The 3,763-nt window shown below is 69.9% G+C and carries 2 protein-coding genes and 1 pseudogene; all 3 read right to left on the bottom strand.

Annotated features, from left to right (window positions below; genetic code table 11):
* A pseudogene (locus tag D7V77_RS43450) lies at window positions 1–594 on the bottom strand (hypothetical protein); the annotation flags it as partial.
* Window positions 595–781: 187 nt separating this feature from the next.
* Complete coding sequence (dnaX, locus tag D7V77_RS40900) at window positions 782–1,993, bottom strand: DNA polymerase III subunit gamma/tau (protein WP_120581586.1); 1,212 nt, start codon at window positions 1,991–1,993, stop codon at window positions 782–784.
* Window positions 1,994–2,070: 77 nt separating this feature from the next.
* On the bottom strand, window positions 2,071–3,609 hold the full coding sequence (locus tag D7V77_RS40895; RefSeq protein ID WP_120581585.1) for an NAD(P)/FAD-dependent oxidoreductase: 1,539 nt from the start codon (window positions 3,607–3,609) through the stop codon (window positions 2,071–2,073).
* Window positions 3,610–3,763: the final 154 nt, after the last annotated feature.

Here is a 3,763-nt window from a genome sequence, read left to right as displayed (position 1 = left end):
GAAGGAGAGGGGGCGGGCCGCGGACGGGGACAGGCCGTCCATGACGACGCCCGGGGCCGGAGGGGTCTCCATCGCGGGAGCCGCGCCGCCGCCATTGCGCAGGAAGGACAGCGGGCGCGCGGCGGACGGAGACAGGTCGTCCATCACCACCGGCGCGGAAGGCACGGCGGCGGGCGTGGGCGCGGGACCGCTCGCGCCACCGCCATTGCGAAGGAAGGAGAGGGGACGGGCCGCCGCGGGGGACAGGCCCTCCATCAGCGCGGCAGGTGGCGTCCGTGTAGCCACTGCGGACGCACCGGCCGGGGCCGGCTCACCGGGCGATGCAGGGTGCGCCGGAGCGCGCGTGTCGTCGAAGGGCCGGACGGTGGCCCCCGCATGAGTGGACGGGCCCTGCGCATCGAACGGACGCGGTGTTGCCCCCGCGTACGCGGACGGGCCCTGCGTGTCCGCCATGCGCGGCGGAGCCTCTGTCGACACGGATGCGGACGGAGGCACCGGACGCGACGAGGGCTCCGCGTGCACGGACGGACCCTGCGTTTCGAACGGACGCGGCGTTGCCCCCTCGTAGGCGGACGGGCCCTGTGTGTCCGCCATGCGCGGCGGGACTCCCGTCGACACGGAGGCGGACGGAGGCACCGGACGCGACGGAGCTTCCGCATGCACGGACGGACTCTGCGCATCGAACGGACGTGGCATGGCGCCCGTCTGCGCGGAGGCACCTGGACCTTCGGCAGGACGCGCCGCCGCTACGGGCGCGGGCGCGCGGACTTCGGCCTGGACCTCAGACGCGAAAGTTCGCGGGACCGGGGCGACCTCCTGGCGCCCCGGTCGTGCTCTTCGCGGCGCCTTCCGCGCCAAGTCCCGCGGACAGCCGCTCCACGCGGGCCAGCAGGTCGGGAATCGAACCGGCCGGGGACAGCTGGATGGCCTTGAGCAGCGCCATCTCCAGCGCCAGCCGGGGCTGCGCCGCTCGCGACACGTCCCAGATGCAGCCGTGCACGATGTCGAACAGCCGCGACAGCTGCGCCGTGTCCGCTTCCTTCGCCAGCGCGAACAGCGCCTTCTGCTCGGACTCCGCCAGCTCCGCGGGCGCCTCACCCAGCGACTTCGTCACGAAGAGATGCCGCAGCTGCAGCGCCAGCTCCTCCGCCAGCCGCTTCAGGTCCAGGCCCCGGTTGAACACTTCATCCACCCGGCCCAGCACGCGCTTCGCGTCCTTGCGGACCAGCGCCTCCGCGAAGTCCTGCACCACCGTGCGGTCGATGGCGCCCATCGCCTCCGCGACGGCCTCGTCCGTGGGGTTGGGACCGCACGACGCGAGAATCTGATCCAACAGGCTCAGCGCGTCGCGCATGCCGCCTTCGGACTGGCGCACCACCAGCGACAGCGACTGCTCGGAGATGCCCGCGCCTTCCGCCTGGCAGATCTCCTTCAGCCGCTGGAGCATCCGCGCCGCGGAGATGCGCCGGAAGTTGTGGCGCTGGCAGCGCGACAGGATGGTGTCCGGGAGCTTGTGCGCCTCCGTCGTCGCGAAGATGAACTTCACGTGACCGGGCGGCTCCTCCAGCGTCTTCAGGAGCGCGTTGAACGCCGCGCCGGAGAGCATGTGGACTTCGTCGATGATGTAGATCTTGTGGCGGTCGCGCTGCGGCAGGTACTTCGCGTTCTCGCGAATCTCGCGGACGTTCTCGACACCGTTGTTGGACGCACCGTCGATCTCCGCCACGTCCACGCTGGTGCCGGCGGTGATTTCGGTGCACGCCCGGCAGGTGCCGCACGGGGTCGCCGTGGGGCCCTGCTCACAGTTGAGCGCCTTGGCGAGCAGGCGGGCGGCCGTCGTCTTGCCCACCCCTCGAGGACCGCAGAACAGGTACGCGTGCGCGACCCGGTCCATCTTGATGGCGTTCCCGATGGTCCGGACCACGTGCTCCTGGCCGGTCATGTCATCGAACTTCTGCGGGCGCCATTTGCGGGCGAGGACGAGGTAGCTCATGGGGACAACCATCTAAACACGGCGGGCAAAAGGATCCATGGAACGTCCATTCCGCCCGCCGTGAGACGCACTCCGTCTCAGCGTCCGAGCGCCTGTAGCACCACGTTGGCCGCGTTGTGGCCCGCCGCGCCGATGACACTTCCCGCCGGGTGGCAGCCCGCGCTGCAGAAGTAGAGCCCCTGCACCGGCGTCTCATAGGGCAGCCGGTCGGTGAACCCGCGCTTGTTGTCCACATGGTGGATGTGGCCGCGGGTGATGCCGAAGTGGGACTCAATCTTCGGCGGCGTGAGCGCGAAGTACTCCTGCACCAGGTCGCTGGTGCCGGGCGCGAAGCGGTCGCAGATGGACAAGAGGTGCTTCACGTAGCGCGCCTCCTCCTTCTCCCAGGTGGTGCCCTCCAGCTTCTCCGGCACCCACTCCACGAAGAGGGCGGAGTTGTGGTGCCCTTCCTCGTCCTTCAGGGTCGGGTCCACCGTGGTGTGCACGTACCACTCGATGGAGGGGAACTCCGCCAGCCGTCCGGCCTTCGCCTCCTTGTAGCCGTGCGCGAGCGCCCCCAGCACGTCGTCCTCCTGAGGCAGCAGGTGGATGGTGGGCCCGAACTGGCCCCGGTCCTCCGGCAGGCAGGTGAAGGTGGGCAGGGACTTGAGGCACAGGTTCACCTTGAGAGTGGTGCCCGGCGAGGACATCCCGTCCACCATGCTCCGGTACTCCTTGTTCAGCGCCTCCGAGTCCATCAACTTCATCGTGCGGAACGGGTCCGCGTTGGAGACCACGACCTTCGCGGACAGTTCCTCGCCGTTCTCCAGCACCACGCCCTTCACCACGCCGCTGTCCACGCGCACTGACGCCACCTTCGCGTTCGTGCGCAGCTGGGCGCCGTGCTTGCGCGCCAGCGCCGCGATGCGCTGGGTGACGGTGCCCATGCCTCCTTCGACAATCATCCACGTGCCGCCGCTGCCCGGCAGCCGGCAGAGGTTGTGCACCAGCAGGTTCATGCCCGTGCCCGGCGTGTCGTAGCCACCGTCCAGGCCGGAGAACGCGTCGGTGACGGCGTACATCGCCTTCACGAAGTCGGACTTGTAGCCGAAGCGCTCCAGGTACTCGCGTGCCGTGCCTCGGCACAGATGGATGAAGTGCTGGCGCAGGGCCGGGCGCACGTAGCGCTCCGCCGTCTCCTCCAGCGACACGGGCGGCAGGAGCCACGCGGGCGCCAGGTCCTCGCGCAGCGCCGCCAGCTCCGTGTTCATGGCGACGTGGGCGTTCCAGTCCGCCTCGGAGAAGAACTCGCGGAACTGCCGCTCCAGCTCCCGCTCATCCGAGCCGAAGAGCAGGTAGCGCTTGTCCATGGTGGGCAGGAAGTAGTGCGGGTCGCGGCGCTTGAGGGGCAGCTCCAACTGGAGCTCCTGGAGCAGCTCCGGCGGCATCAGCCCCAGGAGGTACGCGCCGGTGGAGACGCCCAGCTTCGGCGCCGTGCGGAACGGGTACTCCGTCTTGCACGCGCCGCCCACCTGGTCCTTCTCTTCCAGCACGGTGACCGACAGGCCCCGGCGCGCGAGCATCGCCGCCGCGACAAGTCCGTTGTGGCCCGCACCCACCACGATGACGTCTGGCATGGTCTTCCTCCTTGGGGAAAAGGCCGTTCCTAGCCGAGCCGCGGCCTCCTCGACAAACACCGTGCGTCTTGCGCAGGACGCCAGGGCCGGAAAGAGTCGCGCCAGCCACGTGAACGCCCCCAACTCTGACGCGCCCCCGGCCCCCGTCCTCCCT

Origin of the sequence: Corallococcus sp. CA041A (genome assembly GCF_003612075.1) — a bacterium.
Lineage (GTDB): Bacteria > Myxococcota > Myxococcia > Myxococcales > Myxococcaceae > Corallococcus > Corallococcus exiguus.
The sequence above is the reverse complement of the archived record's forward strand: the minus strand, read 5'-3'. Positions and strand labels throughout refer to the sequence as shown.

Bases quoted from the DNA above. Each gene is read 5' to 3' on its own strand.
- dnaX (WP_120581586.1), bottom strand. From the start codon at position 1,993: ATGAGCTACCTCGTCCTCGCCCGCAAATGGCGCCCGCAGAAGTTCGAT.
- D7V77_RS40895 (WP_120581585.1), bottom strand. From the start codon at position 3,609: ATGCCAGACGTCATCGTGGTGGGTGCGGGCCACAACGGACTTGTCGCG.